This is a genomic window from Marivivens donghaensis (genome assembly GCF_030410045.1).
GTDB lineage: Bacteria > Pseudomonadota > Alphaproteobacteria > Rhodobacterales > Rhodobacteraceae > Marivivens > Marivivens donghaensis.
In genome coordinates, this window is sequence record NZ_JAUFRA010000001.1 from 112,884 (window position 1) to 138,135 (window position 25,252).

Here is a 25,252-nt window from a genome sequence, read left to right on the forward strand (position 1 = left end):
CAAAGGTTATAATTATGAAAAACGAACTCTTGAGTGTTGCCGAGGCCGCTGAACGTATCCAGTCGGGTGATGTTCTGGTCGTAGCTGGTAGCAGCAATCTTATGGCCCAATTGCCGACTGGTAAGTGGATCGGTGGCTCGACCGCATACTTTGTTACTGAGAATGGCGGTGCTGTAGTTCAGGATAAACTGTTCTGCACCACCATTGATGACGCAACTGATGCGACTGTTCGCGTTGTGTCTCCTGACGAAGTTGCGACCATCTCGAAGGGCTACAAAGCTGGTGGTTTCACGGTCATCCTCGTTCCCGCAATGACCGATGCGCACATTCGCTTTGCTCTTGATAGTGCCAATGACGCAGACCTCTTTGACCAGCCGCTGGTAGGTTGGGTGACGGGCGTGCATCTCGACAAACTTGGCAGCGAAGCCTCTGTCGTCGTAGATGGCAGCACAGGTGCGAAGCTAGAGAACGCCGCCGTGCTGTTGCATGTTGAACTGCCTGCTGGGTCGTCCGTTGATTTCGACATTGTGAACATCTTCACCCAAGGCGAAGAGATGTCGGTCGTCTTTTCCGAGACAGGCTTCACCGCGCGATCTGCAAAAGTGAACGGCGTTGAAGTGAACCTCGCGCAGTATCTGACTGACAATGCGATCGACACGCGTCTGCCGCTTGTGGCGAACTACGCTGGTTCGATGGTTAACGTGTCTGTTCAAGCCGTTGATGTTGCGGATGGCCGCGTCGATTTCTATGCGCCGATCGTTGCTGGTATGGAATACAAGCTCGCTGCACCGCAGCCAGACTATGCGGCAGCTTTCGCCAACAGCATCGGTGAAGCTGGTGTCGGTCAGTATTCCTGTAACTGCATCCTGAACTACCTCTACGGCGACCTCGAAGGCAAAAAGACTGGTGGATTCACTGGTCCTGTGACCTTTGGTGAGATTGCGTACATCTTGTTGAACCAAACTTTGGTCAAACTCGACGTCAAAGCCGCCTAAGTTCCCTAGAATGGCGCGGTCTTTTGGTCGCGCCATTTTTTTGCCCTGAATTTACCTTTGGTTGATCAAAATATCCTTAGGTTGTTTCAAATTATCGACCAATTCTGCTCTCATATTCTTAATTGTTTCGATTGATGAATATTGAGAGGGCAGCATGAGACAGTCCCACCTACAGATTGCAAATACCGCCTCCATCCCTGCATTGCGGGCAGTTGATGTTGTAGTGGAAAAACCCTCTGCAAAGCTGACTTTGCAGTTGGGTGACATCCAACTATACCTGTGGCTATGTCCAAAGCCACGCGTCGCAAATCGCCCGTCCAATCGCAATCACTTGCGGCTCGTTTACGCTCAGGCGTGAGGCGTTGGGCGTTTCGGGCGCTTTGGGCTGTTCTTGGTTTTGGCCTTTTTGTCATTGTCCTGTTCTCGATCGTGAACCCGCCGATTACGCCCTATATGCAATCTGAAAGCTGGCGGTTGGGATCGGTTGATTACGAATGGGTCGCGATGGAGGACATTGCGCCAGTTATGGCTCGTAGTGTTGTTGCCGCTGAAGATGCGGATTTCTGTTTGCATTGGGGGTTGGATGTTTCCGCTATTCAGCTCGCAATGGCGCAGGGTGGCGCTCGTGGGGGCTCCACCATCTCCCAGCAGGTCGTAAAAAACGTTTATCTTTGGCAGGATCGGAGTTGGTTTCGAAAACTCCTAGAGGCGCTTATGACGCCTGTGGTCGAACTGGTTTGGTCCAAAAACCGCATCCTTGAAGTCTATCTGAATATTGCTGAATTTGACGAAGGTGTTTTCGGAGTGGGTGCCGCAGCCCAACACTATTTTGGTGTTGATGCCGCGCAATTGACCGCGACACAGGCTGCACGGCTGGCAGCGGTTTTGCCGTCGCCAAAGACCCGAAGTGCATCACGTCCAGATCGAGCGTTGATCAACCGTGCATCTAGCATCGCGGATGGTGCTGCAACAATTCTGAACGATGGGCGCGCAGCCTGTTTCACGGCGACTTCCGGCTAGTTCGTTGACTCCTTCGGGGTCCTCCCTTGATCCTTTCGCGGGAGGCTGGCATGGAGAGAACAATACCTTTCGGAGCTAGTGATGAACGTACTGTATCATTTTCCCCTGTCCCCATTTTCCCGCAAAGTGCGACTCTGCCTTGGTGAAAAGAAGGTAGAGGTTAAACTGGTTGAAGAACGGTATTGGGAGCAAGATCCTGAATTCCGTCGCCGCAACCCCGCAGGCAAGGTGCCCGTTTTGAAGATGGGCAACAAAATGCTGACCGAGAGCATGGCGATTTGCGAGTACCTCGAAGACACGTTTCCTGATCCAGCACTCATGCCGCGCACCGCGGACGGCAAATACGAAGTGCGCCGTATCGTGTCGTGGTTCGATGACAAGTTCTATCACGAAGTCACATCCAAGCTGATGGGCGAACGTGTGTTCCGCAAACTGATGGGCACGGGTTATCCCGATAGTTCAAACGTCAAAGCGGGCGCCAAAGCGATCAAGTATCATTTGGACTACATGACATGGTTGCTGGAAAAACGCCGCTGGTTGGCTGGGAACGAATTGTCCTTGGCCGATTTCGCGGCTGCGTCGCACCTGTCCTGCCTCGACTATGTGTCTGATGTGGATTGGAACCGTTCTGAGGTGGTGAAAGACTGGTACGCAAAGATCAAATCGCGCCCAGCGTTCCGATCGATCCTCGCGGACAATATCCCTGGTTTCCCGCAGTCACCGCAGTATGCAAACCTTGATTTCTAAGGACCAGCTAAAGGCCTACGCCATTGATGCCGGTTTTTCGGCAATGGGTGTGTGTCGGCCTGATGCAGTTCCTGAAATTGCGGATCGTCTGCAGGTTTTTGTGGACGAAGGGCGTCATGGCCAAATGGCGTGGATGGCCGAACGTATGAATTGGCGTGGCAATCCATCGGCGCTTTGGCCCGAGGCAAAGTCGGTCATTATGCTGGCCGAAGCTTATACGCCGAACCATGACCCGATGACGGTCGTGGGGCAGCCCGATAAGGCTGCGATTAGCGTTTATGCCCAGAACCGAGACTACCATGACGTCGTCAAAAAGCGCCTAAAGGCCGTCGGTCGCTGGTTGCTATCGCACTACCCTGACGAACAGATCAAAGTTTTCGTCGATACGGCACCTGTGATGGAAAAGCCGCTCGGTCAGGCGGCGGGTCTTGGGTGGCAAGGCAAACACACTAACCTGCTGGGTCGCGAGCTGGGGAGTTGGTTCTTCATCGGCGCGATTTTCACGACGATTGAGTTCGAGCCTGATGCTGCAGAGCAAAGCCACTGTGGGTCATGCACTGCTTGCCTTTTGGCCTGCCCGACTGATGCGTTTCCCGCGCCGTATCAACTCGATGCGCGGCGGTGCATTTCATATCTAACCATTGAACACAGTGGGCCGGTTGACCTCGACCTCAGGGAAAAGCTCGGCAATCGGATTTACGGCTGCGATGATTGTCTTGCCGCCTGTCCATGGAACAAATTCGCGGTAGAGGCGCGGGAGGTCAAATATGCAGCTCGTGAGGACTTGATCGCGCCTGATCTGGCCGAACTGGTTTTGCTGGACGACGCTGCGTTTCGGGCAAAGTTCTCGGGCAGTCCAATCAAACGCATTGGGCGAAACAGATTTGTGCGTAACGTGTTGTATGCGATCGGAAATACGAGGGATGCTGCCTACATTCCGTTCGTTACGTCATTGTGTTCAGACCCCGACGCCACTGTTTCGGACGCCGCTCAATGGGCTATGGATCGCATTTCGCGCTAAAATATGGTATGGCTTGATCCCGATAGGAGGAGAATGCCATGCAACGACATATCACCGATCATCCCAAAACCCGTTTGGAATCGCCGCGTGTTCGGGCCTACTTGGCCATCGATCGTCAGACCAAACGCCATCGCGTCTATGATGTTTTGCATCGCCAACACAAAGCATCAGGTTCGGAAACGGCCGTCGTGAAATTCTGCGAGATTGACCGCGGATACGACGCTTAATTCCTCGACCCAGCCGTTTCGAGAAACAGGTGAAGCGAGATCGGATCGATCGGTTTGTTCAAAACCTCAACGCCGATATTCGCGCTTAAGGCTTGAACATCGATGTTTCGATTTGCCGTGATCAGGCGTGTTGGAACGCGCCCGATAAGGCTGCGCAACCGCTTGATCACGTCGGTTCCCAATTCGCCATTATCCAACTGGAAGTCGATGAGCATCGCATCGGGCGCGAGGTCGATTTCGGTGATCAATCGGGCGGCTTCTTCGCCCGATGATACGTCGAGGACTTCAACGTTCCACTTTTCCAGCAGCAGCGTTAACGCGCGGCGCATGTCCAAATCGTTCTCGACGAGCAAAACAACAAGCCCGTCGTGCCGCCATGCCGTTTGAGCGGGCACGGAGAGCCGTGATGGCGGAATATGTGTTGTGTCGTCAGCAAGCGGGACTGTGACCTTAAAGGCAGTGCCTTTGCCCTCAGTCGACTCGACTGTCAGCGGATGTCGCAACAATGCGCATGCGCGGTCTACGATGGCCAGGCCAAGACCGAGGCCCTCGGATGCAGAGGATCGCGCGTTGAGGCGGTGGAATTCCTTGAAAATCGTTTCGTGTTCAGAGGCTGGAATCCCCGGCCCAGTATCCCACACCTCGACCCGCACCGAACGACGTGTTCTGCGGGTGCCGACCAGAACTGTGCCTTCGTTGGTGTAGCGAACTGCGTTGGAAATCAGGTTTTGAAGAATGCGTCGGATGTAGGTCGCATCTGATTTGACCCTTAGATCAGAGGGCAGGACCTTGAGCCGTAGTCCTTTTTTCGCAGCAATTGGTTCGAACTCGTCTCTCAGCTGGCGAAGTAGTGCACCCAGATCGATCTGGTGAATATCAACCGCAGCACGTCCTGATTCTAGTTTGGAAATGTCCAAGAGGGCTTCGATGATGTCTTGGACAGAGGTCAGCGCATTCTGCGCTTTGCTCACGACTTCACTGTGGCGTGGATCCGTGAGTTCCTCGCCGATTGACGACAAATAGAGCGTTGCAGCGGACAGTGGTTGCAGAAGGTCATGCGATGCCGCCGCCACAAAGCGTGAGCGTGATGCAATCGCCCGTTCCGCTACCGCCAGCGCATCTTCGAGTTCGAGGGTGCGTTCCGTCACGCGCTGTTCGAGCGATTCATTGGCGAGCGACAGCGCGCGCGCCGCATCTTTTTCAGCGGTGATATCGGTGATCGAAATCACGAAGCCCTTGTCGGGCATCTCTTCCGCGAAGAGGTCAAACCACCGGGTTTCACCGCGTTTAAATTCGAATCTGAGCGGCGGGCGCGGATCGGTCCGCGTGACCCAGCGCATCAAGCCACCACCCGTCACATCACCTTCGATTGTGATATCGTTCTCGATGAGTTTGAGAATGATTTCGAAATCCAGTCCGATCCGAATTTGGGTCAGGGGGATGGACATGAGGTGCGCAAGCCGTTGGTTAAACCCCACGAGCCGCTGATTGTGGTCAAAAATTCCGACGCCTTGGTTTATGTGTTCGAGCGTTGCGCGGATCAGTTTCGCCTGATCATCCATCAGACGACCACGCTCCATCCGCTCCATCCGAATGATGTCGGAAATGTCGGTCTGCATGACCACGGTCTGCCCACCAGCCATGCGGTGTTCGCTCACCTGAACCCAGCGATCCCAGATCATGCGGACGTTGAACATCACATGTTCTTCGCCGTGGCGCAGCATCCGTTGCGCCACCCATGCCTCGGCGGATGAACCGTCGGGCAAGTGGAGGTATCGGCTACGGCTCACCATCCCGACATAGTCGTTAAAGCTAAGCCCAGGGCGCAACTGACTGCGAATGTCGGGCATGTGCATGCCGAAACGGCTGTTGCACATAATGAGTGTCCCGTCCGAGTCAAAAAGACCAAAGCCCTCTTGGATCGTTTCAATCGCGTTCGCGAGGTCAGAGCGGGCGCGTTCGGTTTCGAGGTTCGCCGTTGCGAGGCGCGCGTTGGATTCGTTCAAAAGGTCGAGCGCATGTTCGAGGTCGCGGGTGCGTTCGCGGACCTGCTCTTCCAAAAGGACTGCACGCTGGAACTGGGTATATGCCGCGCTGCGGTCGTCGTGATTCTGTTCGACACGCTGCATCAGCGCATCACAGATTTTCAGTAGCTTATCTCGCTGCCGTTCAATAGGTTCAGATAGGTCGATCAGAGTGAGCGAATTGGGTGTCATTCACCATCCGGCGCAAAAATCGCCACCCCTGTCATCGTTTGGTTCACATGCATACTGTTGATCTGTTCGCCGTAGGTGGAGAACCCAACGACGCGATTGTTCGCCATAATCTGGGACAAAGCCGTCGTCGCCTGTTTTTCCTGCGCTTCTACCCGTCGTAAGATACAATCGCAGGCAAAAATCGCATCAGGTTTACGGCCTTTTCCGATGGCATTGAGTTCCCGTTCCAAATGGGTGGCCATGTCCTCTGGTTCGGCAAGCGCGAGGACCAGCCCTTCGTCGATGGCTGAGAAGAACACCAAATCCCCATTGTCCAAGACACGCTGGATGGCGCGAACATGATGCGTGCCGCCAAAGCGCACGACCACGGGGTGGGCTGCAAAGGTAAAGGCGGATAGTTGTTCAGGGTCTTTGCCGAGCAACCGCGCATATTCGCGCGCGGCGGGCTCTGCATTGATCTTACGGACGATGCGGCGTTTCGGGTCGGCCTCTGTCACGACCATGCGAATTTCGGTTGGTTTCAGGTGATCGAGGCTAAACACATGGACAGGACAAATCGTGCGGACGAAACACAAAACAGCCGCGTGGGCATGGACTTGACCATCCAGTGACACAAGCGTGGCACCAAAACGGTCGCCGTCACCCGCCGAGCCTCCAAACAAAGGGACAGGACCTAGTCCGCTTGAAATTGCAGAAACGACTTCGTCCTCTTTGACCGATAGACCATCCACGGCGAGGAATGCGAATTCATGCTGCCATTCTGGTGCTTGCGAGGTGAGGATGGTCCGCGTACGGATCATTTGTCCGACGATTTCCTGTTGATCGAGGTCCTCAAGGTCGGGGATCAACATCGGTGCAGCCGCGAAATGGGATGCGGGAAGACCCATCGCTACAATCGTCTTTTCGTCATAACCACCTCGGCCAAGCTCACCCGCGGTAGTGCACCCGATGACATGCTCAGTTGGTAACGCTTGCGTTGCTTCGGCAACGACGGATTTAAAGTCCGAACAGGGGCTCGCAAACAGAATGACTAGCGCAAAAGGACCATCGCCCAATGCGTCGCTGAGTGCGGCAATAGGATCTTTAGCGTCACAAGGTACCTGTGCCGACTTCACTATTCCTGTCAGATGAGTCGCTGCATCTAGTAACGACTTCCCGCTTCCTCCCATAGCCCCCCTCCTTGGCTAATCGACCCACGCGGGTGGCGAGTCGAAGGGATCGTATGCCTGTCAGGACATGTCGTGCAAGACAGATGCAAAGCTGGCCTCCTGTGCCATCAAAACCGCTTGTGTGCGGCTTTGGACACCCAGTTTGCGCATGATCGCCGTAACGTGTGCTTTTACCGTAGTTTCGGCAATTGTTAGATCATAAGCGATCTGTTTGTTAAGTTTTCCTTCGCAGATCAGCTGAAGAATACGGGCCTGTTGGCGTGTCAGTCGAGACAAGCGGGCAATGGCCTCTTCGTGGTCAGTCAGCGGTGTGTTTGGGTCTGTGTCGAGCGGAACACCTTCGGGGACGTAGCGTTCGCCACGTGCGATTTTGTCGAATGCCATGCGGAACACATCCCGCTGACTATGTTTGGGGACAAACCCTGTAGCACCCGCACGAATGCATGACCCAATCATTCGGTGGTCCGCCATGGATGACACAACGATAATCGGGGTTATGGGTACGGCTGTGCGCAGGCGGATCAGGCCATCGAGGCCGCTCACGTCCGGCAAGTTCAGATCCAAGACAATGACGTCAGGCGTAGCGCCGTTCGCTATTTTCCGAAGGCCAGTTTCGAGATTCTCTGCCGTATCAATCTGCTGAATGGCAGCAACGGTCCGCAGGGTCATGGACAACGCATCGCAAAAGAGCGGGTGGTCGTCGATGATCAGGGCGGTTGCGAAAGTGTTTGTCATGGGCATTGCGCGTAAAGGATACATGGTCAGAGTCCGGAGTTATCGGAACCCTAGGCTAACAGGGTAGCGGCCATCCTCCTACGACACAAAGGTCTTATGTCAAAAACAAAGAAACGCGCCCGAAGGCGCGTTCCAAAAGTTCATATTGGCTAGATTAAGAGCCAGCGAGTTTGAATGTCCAAACCATGCCACCTTGGTTCAGGTAGTTTACACGGTTTGCAACTTCGCCACCCCAGAGCGGAACAGCGCCACCCCAGCCAGATACGACCGACACATACTGCGCGCCGTCCATTTCCCAAGTGACAGGCTGACCAACGATGCCCGAACCAGTCTGGAAGGACCAAACTTCTTCGCCAGTTTCGTCGTTCAGTGCGATGAACTTGCCTTCAGGAGTGCCGAAGAACACCAGACCGCCAGCCGTGGTCATAACGCCACCCCAGAGCGGAGCTTCGTTGCGGTATTCCCACTTGATATCGCCCGAATCTGGGTCGATCGCTTTAAGCGAACCGATGTAGTCTTCGAACAGTGGTTTGATGGTGAAGCCCGAGCCGAGGTAGGCAGCGCCTTCGCGGTAGGTCACAGGCTCGTTCCAGATATCCATGCCCCATTCGTTCGACGGAACGTAGAAGTTACCGGTACGCTGAGAATAGGCCATCGGCATCCAGTTCTTACCACCGAGGAACGATGGAACAGCAAAGACCATTTCGCCTTTGTCGCCATCAGATGCCGCAGTCGGATCGCCAGGACGGTTGTCTTCGTTGTAGATCGGACGACCGTTTTCATCGATGCCCGAAGCCCACGAAATGTCACGCACGAACGGCGTTGCATGTACGAACGCACCGTCTTCGCGGTTCAGAACGTAGAAGAAGCCGTTACGGTCAGCCGTTGCAAAGCGGTCGTTGCCGTCGCGGTCGGTGTAGGCAACCACTTCGTTCACACCGTCAAAGTCCCAGCCTTCGCGCGGGGTCGTTTGGAAGTGCCATTTGATCTCGCCAGTTGCGGGATCGATACCAAGGCGGGATGCTGCGTAGAGGTTGTCGCCTGCGTTACCTTCGACAGGTGTGCCCGCGTTGCGGAGGTGCGAGTTCCAAGGCGCAGGGTTACCAGCACCAAAGACGAGCGTGTCAGTCTCGATGTCATACGAACCACCGAGCCACGTTGCGCCGCCGCCAGTTTTCCACATGTCGCCCGGCCAGGTCGCGTTGAGCGTGCCAGTCATGGTCGATTCTTCGCCATTCAGGGTGCCCATGTGACCTTCGATCACCGGACGGGTCCAGACGAGCTCACCCGTTTCTGTGTCGCGTGCTTGGACTTCGCCAACGATACCGAATTCACCGCCCGAGTTACCGGTGATGATAAGGCCGTTCACGATGAGCGGTGCGGCTGTGTAGGAATAGCCAGCGCGGTAATCTGCAATTTTCTTGTTCCAAACAACGTCGCCAGTTTTCAGGTCCAATGCGACCAGGCGAGCGTCGAGAGTACCGAAGAAGATCTTGTCGCCGTAGATCGCAGCGCCACGGTTGATCACGTCACAGCAAGGCAAAATACCTTCGGGGAGACGAGCGTCGTATTGCCAAATTTCTTCGCCAGTGTGGACGTCAATCGCGTAGAGGCGCGAGTACGAACCAGTGACATACATAATGCCATCGTAAACAAGCGGCTGGGTTTCCTGACCACGCTGTTTTTCACCGCCAAGCGAGAACGCCCATGCAGGCACAAGGTTCTGAACTGAGTCAGTGTTGATCTGATCCAACGGGCTGTAACGCTGAAGGTTACGACCCATACCGTTGGTCACGATTTGATCTGTAATGGTTTGGTCATTGGCCACTTCTTCTTCGGTGACCTGTGCGGTTGCCTGCGTTGATGCCAGTGCCATAAGGCTGACCGACGCGGCCATGATGAAACGCTTCATCTGTTCCTCCCGTTCTCGAATTCGAGGGTCTTAAGAAGGACGGATGGACTCCGCACTTCCTCCCCGCCGCAAGTATTGGGAGCGTTTAATCCAAGGGGAATTACACCATGGTCGTAGCTATGGTCGTAGATGCAACTGCAGCAATTGCGCCTATGGTCGTATTTCCGCAAAGCTGTGCGCTGATAGTGTTCCTTCAACTAGGGAGGAATAAATGACTTTACTCAAGACGCTGGGTTCAGCGGCTGTTTGTGCCGTGATTGCAGCCTCTTCGGCCTTTGCCGAAACCCCAGTTTTGCGTGCTGCGGTCATGGAATCGGGCACAGTGAACTGGGAGCTGGACACGATCACCCATTACGGATTCGATGCGGATCACGGCTTTGACCTTGAAGTGACGGGCATGGGCGGTGGCAACGCGTCCCAGATCGCGTTCTTAGGCGGTGAAGCGGATGTAATCGTGTCGGATTGGCTCTGGGTTGCGCGTCAAAAAGCAGCCGGCGTTGATCTGGTTTTTATTCCATACTCTAAAGCGGTAGGTGGTCTGTTGGTGAAAGACGACAGCCCAGCACAGACCTTGGCCGACCTGAACGGCGCAAAAATCGGGATTGCTGGCGGGCCTCTTGATAAAAGCTGGCTGATCCTGCGTGCCTATGCGCAGCAAGAGTACGGCATGGACCTCGTTGCGCAGACTGAACAGGTTTTTGGCGCTCCGCCTCTGATTGCCGAAACGGCCCTTTCAGGTGAAACTCAAGGCGCGATCAATTTCTGGCATTGGGCCGCGAAAATGGAAGCGGGCGGGATGCACAGTCTGATCGATGTTTCGACGGCCGCAGAGGCTTTGGGGTTAGATCCTGAAACACCGTTGTTGGGCTATGTTTTGCACGGTGAGACTTTCGCCGAAAATCCTGATCTAGTTTACGCGCTGGCCGATGCGTCTGCCGATGCCAAGGCGTTGCTTGCGACTGATTCCTCTGCATGGGATCGTTTACGGGACCGTATGAACGCAAGGTCGGATGAGCAGTTCGAAGCTCTCAAGGCGGGCTTTATTGCGGGTATTCCTGCTGCTGGATCAGTTGATGAAGAAGCCGCGGCGCGGATGATGGCGCTTATGATTGAACTTGGTGGTGCAGAGTTGGTGGGTGACATGACTGAAATGCCTTCGGGCATATTCCTTCAGCCACGGAACTAAGAAGTGGCGTCCACTCTCAGAAAAACAACAGAGCCCGCTTTGGCGGGCTCGGCCGTTTTGTCGGTCGAATTGGACGGTTTCGCTATTAGGGGAACGCCAATTCTCGGCGCACTCGCTCTTGAGGTGGCGCGAGGTGAAACCGTTGCTCTGACGGGGCCATCTGGGATCGGTAAGACGACATTGCTGCGGATCATCGCGGGGCTTGAGTCTGGCTATCACGGAAAAGTCCGATTGCGCGGTGTCCCTGCCGTCGTGTTCCAAGAGCCAACATTACTGCGTTGGCGAACCTTGGCGCAGAACCTATGCCTCGCCACGCGCATTTCCGAACGCGATGCCTTGGATCATTTGGCCAGAGTGGGATTGGCGGACAAAGCTGACCTTTTCCCCGATCAACTCAGCCTCGGGCAGCAGCGAAGGCTATCACTCGCGCGGGCCTTCGCCTTGCGTCCTGATATCCTGCTGATGGACGAGCCTTTCGTGTCGCTTGATCCGTCCTTGGCCGAAGAGATGATGACGCTCTTTGAAAAGCTCAGGGCGGATGATCAGCCCGCAACACTTCTGATCACACATGAAGAGCGCGAAGCTGAACGATTGGCGGACCGCATCGTTCGGCTGGATGGCCGCCCTGCAATGGTCGTTTAGAACAACGGTGAGAATTTCCAGTTGTCCGCGTCAGGTGTAATTTCATTCAAATCATAGTCTGCGCCACGCAGACGCTGGGCAATTTCGACGCCTTGCGATGCGGCTTGATCAACAAATGTTTTGCCTGCCTCGCTGTCCTGTTCGACGCCCCAGCCGCGCATTAAATCGATGCCATGGTTAAACATGCCGACTGGATCGCCAGCTTCGGCGGCTTGACGGTTCCATTCTGCGGCGGCCTCGGGGTCGATGTAGCCGTCGCCACCAAACCCGTTATCCTCCATGTAGGCCATCCAAGACATCGCGGCGGAGTAGCCAGCATCAGCGCAGGTCTCAAAAGTAAGGCGGGCGCTGTCATGGTTGCCACCTTTGGTCATGAAATACCCCGCAGCGCAGCCTGTCATCGAAGTCTCGCCGCGGCTCATATCCTCAAGGATTCGATCCATGGTTAGCTCTTCTCGGTTAAGGTCTCCGTAGAGCGATAGATCATCTTCTTCGGCCAAGACGGGTGTCGCGAGAATTGCGATGATGAAAGCAAACTTAAACATATGCGTCGTCCTCCCTATCCGTTGAGACTAGCGAAAACCCCAAGAAAAGTCGCCCTTCCTATGGTCGTAGATCGGCGTCAGCCCTTTTTGCGGATCATACCTCGGGCAGGGTCGTATCCCCAGATAGCCAGTGCGAGAAATGCACCGGTCGCAAGGAGGCTCCATCCAAGAGCGGGCAAATTGAATTGCGCATAGAGAGCAAATCGGACCAATTCGACGGCTTGGGTAAAGGGATTCACAGCGCAAATGTCGTGCAACAATCGGCCCGCCTCGGCCATTTTCCAGAGTGGGTAGAGCGCCGAGGACAGAAAGAACATCGGGAAGATTACGAAGTTCATCACACCTGCAAAGTTCTCTAGCTGCTTCACGAACGATGAGAGCGCGAGGCCTAAGGCTCCTAGCATCAACCCGCCTACCAGCAGGGCGGGGAATGCGGTGACGTAGCCAATCGTGGGCATCCGAATGCCGTAAATCCTCGCAATTAGTAGGAAGGTGTAGCACTGCAGGATGCTGATGATCGCACCTGCGACCAGCTTGCAGAATAGCAACCACCAACGGGGCAGAGGGGCCGTCAAAAGCACCTTCATCGATCCCATTTCACGATCGTAGACCAGCGATAGTGACGACTGCATCCCGTTGAACAGCAGGATCATGCCGCACAGTCCGGGGATGATGTAAATCTCGTAGGTGATGTAGGTCAGGTAAGGCGGCGTGATCGAGAGGCCGAGCGCCGCGCGGAATCCTGCTGCAAAGACCAAAAGCCAGACCAATGGACGGACCAAGGCCGCAACAAAGCGTTCGCGTTGACCGATGTAGCGTAGCGCCTCGCGTTGAATAATGGCGATGAGGGCGGTGAAGTAGATCATGCTGTCTCACCGACCATTTCGAGGAAGGCAGTCTGCAGGGGGTCGTCACCAGCGATGCGATGGGCCGTGTCGGATGCCAAAACCTCGCCTTTATGAAGGATAACTAACTCGTCTGTCAGGCGGACTTCGTCGGTTAAATGTGTCGCCCATAGAACCGTCATTTGTGTGTCGTCGCAGAGATCATGAACGTGGTTTGTGATCGCGGCTCTGGCTGGGGCGTCGAGGCCAACCGTTGGCTCGTCCAGAAGCATAACGGCGGGTCGATGAAGTAGCGCTCGTGCGATCTCTGTCCGCCGTCTGTGGCCGCCGTTCAGGGCGCGGACTTTCTCGGATGCACGTTCCCGCATGCCCAAACGATCAAGGGCTTCATCAATACGCTTTGCTGCCGTTTGACCTGACAACCCATGCAGCGCCGCAAAATACCGCAAGCTCTGCGCGACCGTCAGATCAAGGTCGAGTGTGGTTTGTTGAAAGACTACTCCCATCCGAGCGAGTGCGGCTCTCGGCTGGGTTCTTATGTCATGACCTGCAATCGCGATTCCACCTTGCCGAGCTGCCAATAATCCCGTCAGCAGGGAAAAAAGCGTGGATTTCCCTGCTCCGTTCGGTCCGAGGAGGGCACAAAACTGGCCCTCATCTATGCTAAAGCTGACGCCATTTAGCGCCACCTTCGAGCCGTATCGGTAGTGCAGATCACTGACGCGGAGAGCGCTCACTTAGTCGTCCTTTACTCAGTCGGTCGAAATGCTGCGCCCCAAGGGAACCGACCGACTTTGATTGTGCGGATCGGTGTGCGGCTTGCAACATCAATCACCGTGACGTCCCCAGAGACGCCGTTGGTGGTGTAAAGCTCTGTGTTGTCGTCGTTGAATGCCATGTGCCAAACGCGGCGGCCCACGAGGATGTAGTCTTCGACTTCAAACGTCTTCGCGTTGATCGTCGCGACATGGTTAGACGGACCCAAGGTTACGAATACCGTTTTACCGTCTTCGGTAAATTCAAATCCGACAGGTTGGATATTATCAGGGTGAACCCCTGTGATCTCGAACCTGATTTTCGCGATCTCCGATTGGTCGGCCACGTTAAACACAGTCACGGTGCCGCCGATTTCCGAGCTTACCCAAAGCTGGCTTCCATCATGGGTGAATTCTGCGTGACGAGGACGACTATCGACCAAAGTGTTCGCGAACAGTTCGTGCGTTTCCGTGTTGATCCAATGCGCCATATTGGTCGTTTCAGAGGTCGTAATGGCAATCAAACCGTCAGGTGAAATTGCCATGCCTTCTGGTTCAATGCCTACGTCAATTTGGGCGACGACTTTACGGGTTTCAACATCGACAACGGTGGCAATCGCATCGTCTTCGTTGGCGATGTAGAGGTGCCGATTGTCGGGGTGCAGCGCGAATTGTTCGGGGTCTTCGCCAGAGGGCAGATCGTGTAGGATTTCACCTGTATTAGGGTCGACAACCTGAACTGTGTCGCTGTCAGATGCGCAGATATAAACGACCGAATAATCCTTGGAGAATGTGATCCCGCGAGGGCGTTCGCCGACCTCGATCGTGCGTTTGACTTCGTAGGTTTCCGTATCGATAACGCTGACGGTGTCGTCGTGTTCATTGGTGACCCAAATCTCACCAGACAGTGCAGGGCTTGCCGCCAATAAGGCGGGGATCAAAATCTTTTTCATAAATTACTCCGTAAACGCTGAGCATCGGGACTCGGGTTTATCAATCCCGAGTGTGTCTAGCTCGTTAACTGGGTGTAAAAAGCCGTCCATCGGGGGCACTGCGATCACCGCATGCGCATGGACGACAGGGATTGGTTGACGCATTTGGCCGTTCCAATCCCGAAACGAAAGCGGGCGGCCCTTGAATGCGCCGAGTTCAAATTCGGGCGACAAGATGTAGTCGCGCAAAACAGAGGCATCATCTGATGCTGTGCGCGTGACAGCTTCGCCGATGGTGCGGATGGCGGCGAAAGCAGCGTAGTCGACCGAACGCATCGAGCGGCCTGCGTACTCTTCGAACCTGTTCTGAAGCTGAACACCGCCCCATTGCTCCATCACGGGGGACCATGCGACGGGTTGTGCACCTTCGGACCCGGCCAAAAGCACGGGCTCCCAGGTATTGAACGGTAGATACCGCGCGAAGTCGCCCGTTTCATCGGCGACGAGCATCGCGTCGTGGTTGGGAAAATCTTGGGTGAACAAAGGCACTTCGGCACTGGCGGCGCGGCGCATATTCGCGTCGAAAACCCATTCCTTTTCATCTCTGATCCGCAGGCCGAATTTGGTCGCTGATCGCCGCAAAGCGTTTGCGAACGCGATGTCTGGCTCATGGGTGCCTGACACCATCACGAGGTCGGTCCACCGCCGTGATTGTAGGAGTTGCATAAGAGCGTCCGACCGCATTGCGTAACTTGGTAACGTGTGCAGCAGGTTTGCTCGGCAATGATCGTCCCGTAGCGCGTCGTCGTAGTTCGAGACGTTAAAGAACAAGGTATCCTTAGCTGCCTCCAGATCAACGATTTGGGTCATATCTGCGCTGGGCGCATCAATCAAAATGAGGTCGGTGGATACCAGAATTTCATTAGCGGTCGCCACAAGATCACCGCCCACAGGAACGCTGCGAATATCCAGCGTGAAAGTCTGGCCGAGGAATTTCCCCGTGGTGATGTTGTCCGCTAGCCCGACAAAAGCACCCGCGATTCCTTCGTCTTCGGGGACGGCATCGAGGTTCGATAAAACAGGTGGCCTGTCAATTTCTTGACGCAGGTAGGCAATATTCACAACGGTTTCGGCGACGACAGGCGCTGCCAAGCAAAGCGCAAAAAGCCCGCAAAATGTGCGCGTTACGGTCTTCATAGCGATCCTCCCTCACCGCAGCCTAGGGCCTCAGAGAAGTGAGGCGAATACGACTATCGTCGTGGCTCCCCTTAAACCAAGGTCGCATAGATTAGTGGGACGAGAGCATGGCAATCAGATCGCCAAACATGCGTTCGAGGAGGAACACTCATGAAAACGTCACGCAAGACGTCGATTTTCGCAGCGGGCTTCATCGCAGTTGCGGCACTGGCACATGCTCATGGCGACGTGGCGCCCCAGCCAATTAATACCGATGCTTTGCCAGATGTGGGTGACGAATGGTTGAGTGAGAACCCGTACCGCGCTGAAGCTGCGGGTGACGAGGTATGGCTCAAGGCTGTTGAGATCGGCTCGTCGGGGTACAACCAGAACTGCGCACGTTGCCACGGCCTCGGCGTGATTTCTGGTGGTCTTGCTCCGGACCTCCGTTTCCTTGAAGCTGAAGAATACGGCGATGAGTGGTTCGTTGAGCGCTTCCAACACGGGTACACCCAAAACGGTACGACAAAGATGCCTGCGTTCGGTGAAATCCTTGGTCAGAAAGCGGGCTGGGCGATCCGCACCTATATCGAAACTCGTCCTGATGACGTGATGGTCACAGATCAGGCGCCCCGCCTGATGGAGCTGCGTGACCTGCTCATGTCGATGTCAACGGGTGGTGACGGCGATGCGGCCGCTATTCAAACCGAACTCAATGAGATTGCGTCGAGCATCGAAACCCTGTCTGGCGCACCTGTGGCTGTTTCCATCGCATGGGAAGCAGCGCGTTCCATCAGCGATACGCCTGAGAGCTACAAACACGCAGGCGAAATCCTAACCGTTGGTCTTTCGGCGGCGCACTGATGATTAAAAGCCGATCCGCTCTCGCGCGTTCCATCCTAGCGATTGCATTCGCAATCGGGTCGGCCAATTTTGTGAATGCTCGGTGCGAAGACTACGCGCCGAGCGCACGCCCTCAAAATACGGCTCGCGACTATGTTGGTGCAGATCTAGACACGATTGTTGAGCGTGGATGGATCGAGTTCGCCGTTTACGAAGACCTTCCTCCTTATAGCTGGAAAGACGGTGCCGAAGATCGTGGTGTAGACGTCGAGATCGCCCGTCTGATTGCCGAAGCGCTGGGCGTCGAGCCGCGTTTTAAATACGTGACCTCGGGCGAAAACGTCGAAGCTGATCTGCGCAACTGGATCTGGAAAGGTCCCGTAGTTGGCGGCGCAGTTGCGAATGTGATGATGCACATTCCGTACAACAGCGATCTTGGGTGTCGGGTCGAACAGGTGACGTTTACGGGGCAGGTCTACGCTGACACGATCGGAATCGCATATGATCCAGCGTTTTACGAGGACAGTCAGCCAACGCCGCCCTATTTCCGCTTTGACCCAGTTGGGGTGGAAAATGACACCATCGCTGATTTCTACCTAACCAATTTGTTGGGAATGGCTGCGGCTCCGAATATCCATCGTTACCCTGATGTAGGCGATGCAGTGCAAGCGATTGACGCGGGTGACGTACGCGCGGCCATGGGGCCTTTGGCGCGTTTGGAACACTGGGCGAGTCATGAGACAGAAGTATACGCTCCGCCTTTACCAAATTTCGCCGTCGGTAAATGGACTGTTGGTGTTGCGGTTCACATGTCGTACCGTCCTCTCAGTTACGCAGTGGATGACGCCATCGTCGCTGCTTTGGACGACGGTCGGATTGAGCAGATTTTTGAAAACTACGGGCTGACCTTTTTGGCCCCAGAACGTTAGGGTCTAGCCCTTTAGTCTTATATGAATGTTAGCGCCCATCGGCTTAGCTTGGGTGCATAAAGATGGAGGAAACCTTGGAACTTTCTGATTCCCGCGTGATCAATGCACCCAAAAATGAGGTTTGGACCGCATTGCTGAATCCCGAAGTTCTGAAAGATTGCATCCCAGGCTGTCAGGAAATGGCGGGATCAGTTGAAGAAGGTTTCGAGGCGACAGTTGTCCAAAAAATCGGTCCGGTGAAGGCGACCTTTAAGGGCGCGGTTCAGTTGACCGATATCGTCGAAGGCGAAAGCTGTACCATTAGTGGTGAAGGCAAAGGTGGTCCCGCTGGCTTTGCTAAAGGTGGCGCAAAGGTGCGTCTTGCCGAAGTCGAAGGCGGCACAGAGCTGTCCTATGATGTCGAGGCCAAGATCGGCGGTAAGATTGCCCAGCTTGGCAGTCGGATCATTGATGGTGTTGCCCGCAAATTGGCAGACGAATTTTTTACGAAATTCCAATCGGTCGTCGAAGGCCCTGCTGAGGAGAGCGGAGCCGTCGAAGAAGGAGCGACCGAGACAGAAGTGAAGAAAGGCTGGCTTAAACGCACTTTTGGCGGCTGAGCCCAATCGTTTCAGGGAGGAGAAACATGACCAAAGTCACAATGACCGTGAACGGCAAGTCCGTAAGCGGCGAAGTTGAAGGTCGGACGCTACTCGTAGATTTTCTACGTGATGCACAACGACTGACAGGAACCCACGTTGGTTGCGATACCTCGCAGTGTGGTGCGTGTACCGTGCATGTTGACGGGCTTCAGGTGAAGTCCTGCACCATGTTCGCGCTCGAAGCTGACGGCGCGACGGTTACCACCATCGAAGGTATGGGCAACGCAGACGGCACAATGTCGGCCCTGCAGGCATCCTTCCAAGAACATCACGGCCTACAGTGCGGTTTCTGCACTCCGGGTATGATCATGGCTGCGTCGTCGCTTTTGAAGGTGAACCCGAAGCCCACCGAGGCTGAGATCCGTCATCACCTTGAAGGCAATATCTGCCGCTGCACAGGCTACCATAACATCGTCAAGGCGATCATGGCAGCCAGCGGGCAGGACGTAAGCGCAATCGCTGCTGAATAAGCGGCGTCGACAACAGTCTAGGGAGGAATAAATGCCTAAAGATCATGGTATCGGCGCCAGCCCAAAGCGGCGCGAAGACGTAAGATTTCTGACCGGTAAAGGTCAGTACACAGACGACATAAACCTGCATGGCCAAACATACGTGCATTTCCTGCGGTCCGATGTTGCACACGGCATCATCAAATCGATCGACACTTCTGACGCTGAAAACATGCCTGGCGTTGTTCGTATCTTCACAGGTGCGGATTTCGAAGGCGTCGGCGGTCTTCCGTGCGGATGGCAGGTCACTGACCGTCACGGCCAACCGATGCAGGAACCGGGTCACCCCGTTCTGGCACGTGGTAAGGTCCGTCACGTGGGCGATCCGATTGCAGCGATTGTCGCTGAAACCAAGGAGCAAGCGCGCGACGCTGCCGAAGCAATCGGCCTCGACATCGAAGAGCTTCCTGCTGTTGTGGACATGGTGTCTGCGCTCGCTCCTGATGCGCCAAAAGTTCACGACGAACTGACATCGAACCTCTGCTACGACTGGGGTTTTGTTGAAGAAAACAAAGCGGCAGTTGACGAAGCGTTTGAAAAAGCGGCGCACGTCACCACGCTTGAGCTGATCAACAACCGTTTGGTCGCGAACCCGATGGAGCCGCGTGTTGCTGTTGGTGACTATAACCAAGCGAACGATGAATCGACGCTCTACACGACCTCGCAAAACCCGCACGTTATTCGTCTTTTGATGGGCGCGTTTGTTCTGGGTATCCCAGAGCACAAACTGCGTGTTGTTGCTCCTGACGTTGGCGGTGGCTTCGGCACAAAAATCTTCCATTATGCGGAAGAGGCTTTTGTTACCTTCGCATCGCGTCAAATCCGTCGTCCGGTGAAATGGACCTCGACCCGTTCCGAAGCATTCATGTCGGATGCTCATGGTCGCGACCACAAGACCAAGATCGAACTGGCGCTGGATGCTGACAACAACTTCATGGCGATCCGCACGGACACCTACGCAAACATGGGCGCATATCTGTCCACCTTTGCACCGTCGGTTCCGACATGGCTTCATGGCACACTGATGGCGGGTAACTACAAGACCCCGTTGATCTATGTGAACGTTAAGGCAGTCTTTACCAACACCGTTCCAGTCGACGCATACCGCGGCGCTGGTCGTCCTGAAGCTACGTTCCAGCTGGAGCGTCTGGTCGATAAGGCGGCTCGTGAACTCGGCGTTGATCCGATTGCTCTGCGTCGTCAGAACTTCATCACACAGTTCCCATATGCAACTCCAGTTGCTGTGGAATACGATACTGGCGACTACATCGCGACGATGGACCGTATGGAAGAGATCATGGATATCTCTGGGTTTGAAGCTCGCCGCAAAGCGTCCGAAGCCAAAGGCAAATGGCGCGGTCTGGGCGTGAACTGCTACATCGAGGCATGCGGTATCGCGCCGTCCAACCTCGTTGGTCAGTTGGGTGCGCGCGCAGGTCTCTATGACGCGGCAACAGTTCGTGTGAACGCAACGGGTTCGATTTCGGTCATGGTCGGTGCGCATAGCCACGGTCAGGGTCACGAAACCACCTTCCCGCAGGTTATCGCAGAGATGATCGGTATCGACGAAAGCCAAGTGGACATCGTTCACGGTGACTCGTCCAAGATCCCGTTCGGTATGGGCACCTATGGTTCCCGTTCGCTCGCTGTGTGTGGTTCTGCGATGGTGCGTGCTGCTGAAAAGGTCATTCGCAAGGCGAAAAAGATCGCGGCACACCTTCTGGAAGCATCCGAGGCAGACATCGAACTGAAGGACGGTAAATTCAGCGTGGCTGGTACGGACAAAGAGTGCGCATGGGGTGACGTTACCCTCGCAGCCTATGTCCCGCACAACTACCCGCTGGAAGATATCGAACCAGGTCTCGAAGAAACCGCGTTCTACGATCCAGCCAACTTTACCTACCCATCGGGCGCTTATGCCTGTGAGGTCGAAGTTGATCCCGAAACCGGCAAAGTCACGATCGAGAAGTTCGCCGCGGCGGATGACTTCGGCAACGTGGTCAACCCGATGATCGTGGAAGGTCAGGTCCATGGCGGTATCGCTCAAGGTATCGGTCAGGCCCTTCTCGAAGCGGCGGTTTATGATGAAAACGGTCAGCTGCAATCGGCGTCCTATATGGACTACGCAATGCCGCGCGCAGATGACGTGCCGTTCTACATCGTAGACCATTCCTGCTGCACACCGTGCACTCACAACCCGCTGGGTGTGAAAGGCTGTGGTGAGGCTGGTGCCATCGGTTCCCCGCCTGCAGTTGTGAACGCCGTCATCGACGCTCTTGCCTCTGGTGGTAAGAACGTTCCGCACATCGACATGCCCCTGACGCCTCACCGCGTCTGGAAAGCAATCAACCAGTAAGAGGAGGACGTATCATGTATGCATTTGACGTAACCCGTCCCAAAACCGTGGCCGAAGCCGTCGCCGCCCTTGCTGGTGATGAGGCTCAGGCATTGGGTGGGGGCCAGACCCTCATCCCAACACTCAAGCAACGTTTGGCGTCACCCGCCACGCTGGTCAGCCTTACGGCGATCGACGAAATGAAAGGGGTTTGCGCCGATGGCGGAACCCTGACCATTGGCGGCGGGACAACCCACGCCACCGTCGCAGCCGAGGCATCGGCCTATCCAGCACTTGCTGCTCTTGCAGCAAACATCGGTGACCCAGCGGTTCGTAGCCGTGGCACAATCGGTGGTTCGTTGGCCAACAACGACCCGTCGGCGTGCTACCCCTCTGCGGCGCTTGCTTCGGGTGCGACCATCGTCACCAACAACCGCGAGATCGCTGCGGATGATTACTTCCAAGGTCTGTTCACCACAGCTCTGAACGAAGGCGAAATCATTACAGCGGTGAAGTTCCCGGTACCGGAAAAAGCGAACTACCAGAAGTTCGTTCAGCCCGCATCGCGCTTCAGCCTCGTCGGTGTGTTCGTTGCCAAATACGCGGACGGTGTTCGTGTTGCTGTGACAGGCGCATCTGAAAACGGTGTATTCCGCTGGACGGAGGCCGAGGCTGCACTGTCTGCGAACTTCTCTGCGGATGCGGTCGAAGGTCTGACAGCGTCGGCTGATGGCTTAATCAATGACCTGCATGGTGATGCAGAGTATCGCGCTCACCTGATCAAGGTGATGACCAAGCGCGCGGTTGCCGCGGCAAAGTAAGACCCAACTACCTCTGGGTAAGATTGGCCTCCGGAAACGGGGGCCTTTCTGTTTTAAAGGGTGCGAAGGTTGCCAGACAGATCGATGAGGCGGATCGTGAGGGGCACGTCGAGACGTGCTGCGATCAGGGGCATTTCGACCGCCGTTGCATGGCAAAGCGCCGTCGATAGCCCATCGGCAATTGCTGCACTGGGTGCGCACACAGAAACCGTTGACCACTGTGGAATGTCGCTGGCCCCCGTCGGATCAATGATATGGGCTGTGCCGTCGGGAAGCCTCATCGCGGCGGGGCTTGAGGTCGCGGTCGCACGATCTGTGAGCGTGAATTGGCCGAGTTGCCCAAACGCTGGATCAGAAAGCCCGAGCTGCCAAGGGCCAGATAGGGCGCTGTATTCCCCGATATTGACCAGCGCATGCGTAAGCCCGTGGCCTTTGAGGACCTTAGTCACACGGTCAGTGGCATAGCCCTGCGCGATGCCGTTCAGCGTGAGGGATTGCCCGTCTGCGATCCTGACCACATCATCTGCAACCTCTACTCTGTGCCACCCCGTTTTGCCACGCGCGGCGGCAACGTCGCCCCCGTAAGCATGAGCCAGCCAAACGGGTTGAACGGTGGGGTCGAACCTACCGCCTGTCGCGTGATGGAGCGTGTCGCAAAGATTCAGCAATTCAACGAACTCGGGCGCAGGATTGCGGAGCACTCCATCACGGTTCAGCCGAGTCAAATCGGACTCTTTGTAGAGGCTAAACAGGACTTCTATGCGATCAATTTCAGCCCAAGCTGCAGCGCGAGCGGCGGTGGTGATTTCATCTGGCCCGCGTAAATTCATCGAAACATCAGCGCCCAGCGCATAGCGTCGATCCTGTGCGAAGGATGCGGTGGGCACGGTTGCGGCGGCAGCAAAAATCTTGAGAGCACGGCGGCGGGTGATCATGGCTTTGCTCCTTTGCGATCAGCGAGGATCAGTGGAACGCATTGTTTGCGATCGTCAAAAATCTGAACGCAGTCCAAGCATTGGAAACATTCCGAGTATGCAATCGCGCCGTCCTTTTTGATCGCATTGTAATTGCAGCGGACCTTGCACAATTGACATGGTGATCCGCAGGCCTCACGGCGTTCGATCCAGTTGCGACCGCGTAGCAGGCCGCCAATGGCCATGAAGGCGCCGAGCGGACAGACATAACGGCAGAACCCTTTAAAGATCACCATCCCGAGCAACAGCCAGAACACAGCGTAGGCTACGTAATACCAGTTGCGGACGAAAAAGACTGAGATTGCGGTTTTGAATGGCTCAACTTCTGCGGCTTTCACACTGTAGCTAGGTGCAAAGAGGGCAACGCCGATCAAAGTTCCGAGTACTAAGAATTTCACCCATTTGAGCCGACTGTCCCAACGATCTGGCACCTTGACCTGAGGGAGCCTTAGCAATCGCCCCAGGTGGTGTGCGAATTCTTGTAGGGCGCCAAATGGACACATCCAGCCGCAAAACAGCCCTCGACCCCAAAGGACAAATCCAACGATTGCGGCACCCCAAATGAGCAGGGAAAACGGATCGTAGAGAAGAAATTCCATCGACTGATCTTTGACGAGCGCTTGTAGCACGCCTGTGACTGTCACGATCGACAGCTGACCTTGTCCCCACCAACCGACGAACACGGTAACAAATGCGAGGATCGAAAGTCGGACTGGTGTGAGGCGCGCCTTTTTTGCGATCCAGCTTTGCCCAAAGCCTAAGACGACTAGCAGAACCGTGACGAAAATTGCTCCGACAATCAGGTCGGTCTGTCGGTTGCGAAGGGCTTCTTTCAGAGGTGACGTTTCAATCGGCTGACCCGTGTTGCTGATAAAGAACCGAGGCGCAGCGATGTATTCCGCGTCCAATGTGATGCGACCAATCTCGGGCTGGAAAACGCCGCGTTCTCGAAGGGCGTCAATGTGGAGAACCCAATCGCGTGAGGGGTCGAACCCGAGGCGACGATCCGTTCGTAGGATCATCGCAAAACCATCGGGACCGCCACTGGTGAGATCGACCGAGACATCCGCATCACGTAATTGAATAGGTAAACCATCTTGCGTTGCAGATACCCAATCAGGCGAAGTGTTGCGGACAAAATCAGGCCCGACCAATCCGTGCCGTCCGTTCTCGATCAAGAGGATCATCTCGGAAGACGGCACTAGGCGTTGTAGGACATCTAGTTGATCGATGGTGTCTTGGCCCAATGCTGCTCGGGCAATTGTCGGCGGTCCTATGTCCAACATCCAAAGGTCCAGATACGCACCATCTGGATCGGACAGAGCTTCGACGTCAGTGCGGGCAAAGGGGGTGCCTTCAAATGCCGCTTCTACTTCCGCGTTGGTCACTCGGATGTTCTGTGCCAATCCTTCTTCGATAAGGCGCGGCCAGTCTAGGTCCTCATGATAGGTCATGTTTGGTGTGGCGGGCGGGACCGAGGCAACGCCTTGCATCTTTTCCTGCGCAACTGTGCGCGTGGCGGCCAATATCGACTCATGTGCAATGCGGACGCTGGCCGTCGCTTTGGTCACGCCGTCCAAATATACCAGAGCCGATCCGTCCGACGCATTGCCATAGGGTGTGCCGACCACGATGGGCTGAGAGATCGATAGCCCCCTATATTGTTCCAAAAACGCGCGGAGTGGCGCCTCGCCTAGACCCGACACAAAAATGGGTTCGTGGTGAGAGATAAGACGTACATCAATGAACCGCCCTTCGAGGTCGATGGCGACGAACATGTTAATCGGTTCGCCGGCAAAGCCCGGCAGCGGGGCAAGCATTCCAGTTTCGAATACGTAGCCAACGTGCGCTCCACCAGAGTTCAGCAACTCCCAAACACCGCGATCATTCACGGGGTCGCCCAGCGCCATTGGAGCACTGACGTATTCTGACATCTGTTCTCGGGTCATGGTTTCGGCGTGCGTGATCTGCGTGCTGAAGAGGCTCAACAGCAGCACAACCAAAAGCGACCTAAGGGCATTCAACATCAAGCGCATGGCGAAACATTATGCATGCGCCGAGGTTTGACCCATACGAC

General features: G+C 55.4%; 24 protein-coding genes. 13 read left to right on the forward strand and 11 right to left on the reverse strand.

What is annotated here, in order from left to right; translation table 11 throughout:
• Positions 1 to 14: 14 nt before the first annotated feature.
• The 5 genes from QWY83_RS00560 (at position 15) to QWY83_RS00580 (ending at position 4,010) form a co-directional block, all read left to right on the forward strand.
• Positions 15 to 995, forward strand: a complete 981-nt coding sequence (locus QWY83_RS00560; RefSeq protein WP_249946648.1) for a DUF6976 family protein — start codon at positions 15 to 17, stop codon at positions 993 to 995.
• A gap of 285 nt (positions 996 to 1,280) precedes the next feature.
• The gene (gene mtgA / locus QWY83_RS00565) at positions 1,281 to 2,015 is read left to right on the forward strand and encodes a monofunctional biosynthetic peptidoglycan transglycosylase (RefSeq protein WP_249946649.1); all 735 of its coding nucleotides are present in this window, start codon (positions 1,281 to 1,283) and stop codon (positions 2,013 to 2,015) included.
• 81 nt (positions 2,016 to 2,096) lie between these two features.
• Entirely contained in the window at positions 2,097 to 2,762 is a 666-nt protein-coding gene (gene fzlA / locus QWY83_RS00570; protein WP_249946650.1) for an FtsZ-binding protein FzlA, read from the forward strand.
• Positions 2,743 to 3,783, forward strand: a complete 1,041-nt coding sequence (queG, locus tag QWY83_RS00575; RefSeq protein ID WP_249946651.1) for a tRNA epoxyqueuosine(34) reductase QueG — start codon at positions 2,743 to 2,745, stop codon at positions 3,781 to 3,783. Before fzlA ends, queG begins: the two co-directional genes overlap by 20 nt.
• A gap of 38 nt (positions 3,784 to 3,821) precedes the next feature.
• On the forward strand, positions 3,822 to 4,010 hold the full coding sequence (locus QWY83_RS00580) for a hypothetical protein (RefSeq protein WP_249946652.1): 189 nt from the start codon (positions 3,822 to 3,824) through the stop codon (positions 4,008 to 4,010).
• Here the strand turns inward: QWY83_RS00580 and QWY83_RS00585 are convergent.
• The 4 genes from QWY83_RS00585 to QWY83_RS00600 all read right to left on the reverse strand — a co-directional run bounded on the left by QWY83_RS00585 (position 4,007) and on the right by QWY83_RS00600 (position 10,042).
• Positions 4,007 to 6,226 (reverse strand): PAS-domain containing protein, encoded by a 2,220-nt coding sequence (locus tag QWY83_RS00585; RefSeq protein ID WP_105236128.1) that lies wholly within the window; start codon positions 6,224 to 6,226, stop codon positions 4,007 to 4,009. The two genes, QWY83_RS00580 and QWY83_RS00585, sit on opposite strands and share 4 nt — an antisense overlap.
• Positions 6,223 to 7,395, reverse strand: a complete 1,173-nt coding sequence (locus tag QWY83_RS00590) for an FIST N-terminal domain-containing protein (RefSeq protein ID WP_249946653.1) — start codon at positions 7,393 to 7,395, stop codon at positions 6,223 to 6,225. The genes QWY83_RS00585 and QWY83_RS00590 overlap by 4 nt, the downstream gene beginning before the upstream one ends.
• A gap of 60 nt (positions 7,396 to 7,455) precedes the next feature.
• Entirely contained in the window at positions 7,456 to 8,130 is a 675-nt protein-coding gene (locus tag QWY83_RS00595) for a response regulator (RefSeq protein WP_249946654.1), read from the reverse strand.
• A 154-nt stretch (positions 8,131 to 8,284) separates the two neighbouring features.
• Positions 8,285 to 10,042: a PQQ-dependent methanol/ethanol family dehydrogenase gene (locus QWY83_RS00600; protein WP_249946655.1), complete on the reverse strand. Its 1,758-nt coding sequence runs from the start codon at positions 10,040 to 10,042 to the stop codon at positions 8,285 to 8,287.
• Positions 10,043 to 10,253: 211 nt separating this feature from the next.
• Between QWY83_RS00600 and QWY83_RS00605 the strand changes: the two genes are divergently transcribed.
• Positions 10,254 to 11,228, forward strand: coding sequence for an ABC transporter substrate-binding protein (locus QWY83_RS00605; protein ID WP_249946656.1), 975 nt, complete (start codon positions 10,254 to 10,256; stop codon positions 11,226 to 11,228).
• Between the two features lie 39 nt (positions 11,229 to 11,267).
• Positions 11,268 to 11,870 (forward strand): ABC transporter ATP-binding protein, encoded by a 603-nt coding sequence (locus tag QWY83_RS00610; protein WP_249946657.1) that lies wholly within the window; start codon positions 11,268 to 11,270, stop codon positions 11,868 to 11,870.
• Here the strand turns inward: QWY83_RS00610 and QWY83_RS00615 are convergent.
• The 5 genes from QWY83_RS00615 to QWY83_RS00635 form a co-directional block, all read right to left on the reverse strand.
• Complete coding sequence (locus QWY83_RS00615) at positions 11,867 to 12,415, reverse strand: tetratricopeptide repeat protein (protein ID WP_249946658.1); 549 nt, start codon at positions 12,413 to 12,415, stop codon at positions 11,867 to 11,869. The two genes, QWY83_RS00610 and QWY83_RS00615, sit on opposite strands and share 4 nt — an antisense overlap.
• 77 nt (positions 12,416 to 12,492) lie before the next feature.
• Positions 12,493 to 13,281, reverse strand: a complete 789-nt coding sequence (locus QWY83_RS00620) for an ABC transporter permease (protein ID WP_249946659.1) — start codon at positions 13,279 to 13,281, stop codon at positions 12,493 to 12,495.
• On the reverse strand, positions 13,278 to 13,997 hold the full coding sequence (locus QWY83_RS00625; protein WP_249946660.1) for an ABC transporter ATP-binding protein: 720 nt from the start codon (positions 13,995 to 13,997) through the stop codon (positions 13,278 to 13,280). The genes QWY83_RS00620 and QWY83_RS00625 overlap by 4 nt, the downstream gene beginning before the upstream one ends.
• Positions 13,998 to 14,008: 11 nt before the next feature.
• Complete coding sequence (locus QWY83_RS00630; RefSeq protein WP_249946661.1) at positions 14,009 to 14,968, reverse strand: YVTN family beta-propeller repeat protein; 960 nt, start codon at positions 14,966 to 14,968, stop codon at positions 14,009 to 14,011.
• 3 nt (positions 14,969 to 14,971) lie between these two features.
• On the reverse strand, positions 14,972 to 16,144 hold the full coding sequence (locus tag QWY83_RS00635; protein ID WP_249946662.1) for an ABC transporter substrate-binding protein: 1,173 nt from the start codon (positions 16,142 to 16,144) through the stop codon (positions 14,972 to 14,974).
• A gap of 150 nt (positions 16,145 to 16,294) precedes the next feature.
• Between QWY83_RS00635 and pedF the strand changes: the two genes are divergently transcribed.
• The 6 genes from pedF to QWY83_RS00665 all read left to right on the forward strand — a co-directional run bounded on the left by pedF (position 16,295) and on the right by QWY83_RS00665 (position 22,201).
• The gene (pedF, locus tag QWY83_RS00640) at positions 16,295 to 16,987 is read left to right on the forward strand and encodes a cytochrome c-550 PedF (RefSeq protein ID WP_105236118.1); all 693 of its coding nucleotides are present in this window, start codon (positions 16,295 to 16,297) and stop codon (positions 16,985 to 16,987) included.
• On the forward strand, positions 16,987 to 17,895 hold the full coding sequence (locus QWY83_RS00645; protein WP_249946663.1) for a substrate-binding periplasmic protein: 909 nt from the start codon (positions 16,987 to 16,989) through the stop codon (positions 17,893 to 17,895). Before pedF ends, QWY83_RS00645 begins: the two co-directional genes overlap by 1 nt.
• Positions 17,896 to 17,969: 74 nt before the next feature.
• Positions 17,970 to 18,494, forward strand: a complete 525-nt coding sequence (locus QWY83_RS00650; RefSeq protein WP_249946664.1) for an SRPBCC family protein — start codon at positions 17,970 to 17,972, stop codon at positions 18,492 to 18,494.
• 26 nt (positions 18,495 to 18,520) lie between these two features.
• Positions 18,521 to 19,006: a (2Fe-2S)-binding protein gene (locus QWY83_RS00655; protein ID WP_067552651.1), complete on the forward strand. Its 486-nt coding sequence runs from the start codon at positions 18,521 to 18,523 to the stop codon at positions 19,004 to 19,006.
• 31 nt (positions 19,007 to 19,037) lie between these two features.
• Positions 19,038 to 21,401 carry a xanthine dehydrogenase family protein molybdopterin-binding subunit gene (locus QWY83_RS00660; RefSeq protein ID WP_249946665.1) on the forward strand — a complete coding sequence of 788 codons (2,364 nt, stop codon included), beginning with the start codon at positions 19,038 to 19,040 and terminating at the stop codon, positions 21,399 to 21,401.
• A gap of 14 nt (positions 21,402 to 21,415) precedes the next feature.
• Positions 21,416 to 22,201 carry an FAD binding domain-containing protein gene (locus tag QWY83_RS00665; RefSeq protein WP_105236115.1) on the forward strand — a complete coding sequence of 262 codons (786 nt, stop codon included), beginning with the start codon at positions 21,416 to 21,418 and terminating at the stop codon, positions 22,199 to 22,201.
• 53 nt (positions 22,202 to 22,254) lie between these two features.
• On the opposite strand, the gene QWY83_RS00670 is transcribed toward QWY83_RS00665, so the two are convergent.
• On the reverse strand, positions 22,255 to 23,136 hold the full coding sequence (locus tag QWY83_RS00670) for an FAD:protein FMN transferase (RefSeq protein ID WP_249946666.1): 882 nt from the start codon (positions 23,134 to 23,136) through the stop codon (positions 22,255 to 22,257).
• Positions 23,133 to 25,211 carry a 4Fe-4S binding protein gene (locus QWY83_RS00675; protein ID WP_353958930.1) on the reverse strand — a complete coding sequence of 693 codons (2,079 nt, stop codon included), beginning with the start codon at positions 25,209 to 25,211 and terminating at the stop codon, positions 23,133 to 23,135. The genes QWY83_RS00670 and QWY83_RS00675 overlap by 4 nt, the downstream gene beginning before the upstream one ends.
• Positions 25,212 to 25,252: the final 41 nt, after the last annotated feature.